Raw genomic sequence first — 2,066 nt, 5'->3', positions numbered from 1 at the left:
TCGGCCGGTCTAAGATGCGCGCCATGAGCTTTGGGCAAGGGGGGCCTTACGGGCCCGGGGGTTCTCAGGCGCCTCAGCCGTCGACGCCGGACTGGGCGGCGCTCGCCGATCAGTCCGCCGCGCGCAACCGCCGCCGCAAGCTGCTCTTCATCGGCGGCGGGGCGCTGGCGACGGCCGCCGTCGCCGCGATCGTCGCCACCGCGGTGGTCAGCAGCGGGCACAAGGACAACGGTGGGGGCGATTCGGCCGGTGGGCTGCCGACCCCGCAGGACCTGCCCAGCGAGTCGGCGACGCCCGAGCCGACCTTCTCCGATGTGGCCCCGCCCGCGCCGCCGAAGCCGCTGGACATCATCTCCAGCGCCCGGCGGGACAAGGCGCCGCTGAGCGCGGGCAGCCTCTTCCCCGACAAGCGCGCCGCGAAGGACGACCGGTCGTACGCCAAGGCGGCGTCCGCCTCGACAGCCAGCTGCTCGGCCGCGACCCAGGGGGCGCTCGGCTCGGTGCTGGCGAACAACGGCTGCCGCAAGCTGCTGCGGGCCACCTTCACCCGGGACGGCGTCGCGGTGACGGTGGGTGTCGCCGTCTTCGACGGCAAGGCGGCGGCCGAGAAGGCCAAGGACGCGTACAAGCCGAACATCGCCTCGCTCTCGGGCGGGGGCGTCCCGACCTTCTGCCGCCGGACGGCCTGCCAGAGCTCGGCGAACGCGATCGGGCGGTACGCCTACTTCACGATCTCCGGCTATACGTCGGGGAAGGCGGTCACGGCATCGGACACCGCCACCCTCCAGGCCGGCCGCGATGTGGCCGACTACACCTTCCGCCGGATCCTGGCCCGGGGCAGCGCCCAGGCGTCGGCGGAGGCCGCCTCAGCCGCCTCCGCCACCAACTGAGACCGGGCCGCCGGGCTTAGGACGCGGCGCCCTTCGTGGCCTTCTCCACCTTCGCCACCTGGGCCTCCACCAGCGCGGCCGGGATCTCGGACTTCGCCGGGTCCGCGATGTTCACCCCGAAGAACACCGTCACCTGCGGCCCGGTCCGCACGACCGTGAACTTGATGACGGCCTTCTCCTTGCCCGCGTCATGCAGGCTGAAGGACACCGCCTCGTCCCCGGCCTTCGGCGCGTCCAGCGGTGTCACCTTCTTGACGTCCGCCTTCTCGCCCGAGCCGTCCTCGGCCGGGAAGCCACCCTGGCAGGCGGTGACGGCCTCGCGCAGGTCCTTCACCGTGCGCTCGGCGTCGCCCGGTCCGTAGGAGGAGATCCGGATCAGACCGGTGCCGCCGACCTTCGCCTTGGTGAGGTCGGTGGCGTAGGCGCGGTGGACGCTGGCCTTGGGCGCCGGGTCGTACTGGGTCCCCATCAGCGCGGCCATCGGCTGGCACGCGGCCTTGCCGGTCTTTGCCGAGCCGCCCTCGCTGACCTCCTTGTCCGTCATCTTCTGCACCTCGAGCCCCTTGACCTCGCCATTGGTCAGGGCGGCCCGCTCCAGGGCGGACGCGGACAGCGGCTTCGCGGCCGGGTCGGAGCTCGCGGCCTTGTCCCCCTGCGAAGCGCCGTCGCCCTGCGAAGCGCCGTCGCCCCGCTTGGCGCCGTCGGCCCGCTCGGCGCTGCCCGCCTGCTTGGCGCCGTCCGCCTTGCCGTCGCCGGAGTCGCTGCCGCATCCGGTCATCAGCCCCAGCGCCGCCACCACCGCGATGGCCGCACCAACGGTCCGCTTCGCACCGGACTCGTTCATTTCTCTGTCCACCCCTGGTCGTTATCGGGCCCGTACGGCCTCCGCACGGACACCCCGCAGACTCCCAGAACCCGGGGAAGGTTGTAATCCCTTTGCCGAATGTGGTTGATCCCATATCACCACACGCATAAGCAACCTTCGCGGCCCCAGCCAGTCTTACCGACCGATCGGTCCTTACTGGCTCCGCCTCGGAGGGGAGGGCACGTCGCGGCAGTTCAGCCCCGCCGCGCGTACATCACCATGAAGATTTCTTTCCTGCTCCACAACGCCTATGGCATCGGCGGAACCATCCGGTCGACCTTCAATGTGGCCGGGGCGCTCGCCGCCCACCA

At 71.5% G+C, this 2,066-nt stretch carries 2 protein-coding genes; one reads left to right on the top strand and one right to left on the bottom strand.

Translation table 11 applies throughout. The annotated features are described in order from the left end of the window. Positions 1 to 23 precede the first annotated feature (23 nt). A complete protein-coding gene (locus GWI24_RS43640) occupies positions 24 to 890 on the top strand; it encodes a hypothetical protein (RefSeq protein ID WP_210951552.1) in 867 nt (288 codons plus the stop codon). A gap of 16 nt (positions 891 to 906) precedes the next feature. On the opposite strand, the gene GWI24_RS43635 is transcribed toward GWI24_RS43640, so the two are convergent. Continuing rightward, positions 907 to 1,734 (bottom strand): hypothetical protein, encoded by an 828-nt coding sequence (locus GWI24_RS43635; protein ID WP_210951551.1) that lies wholly within the window; start codon positions 1,732 to 1,734, stop codon positions 907 to 909. Positions 1,735 to 2,066: the final 332 nt, after the last annotated feature.

Origin of the sequence: Streptomyces sp. MK37H (assembly GCF_018035285.1) — a bacterium.
Classification (GTDB): domain Bacteria; phylum Actinomycetota; class Actinomycetes; order Streptomycetales; family Streptomycetaceae; genus Streptomyces; species Streptomyces endocoffeicus.
This window is presented reverse-complemented; position numbering and strand designations above follow the sequence as displayed.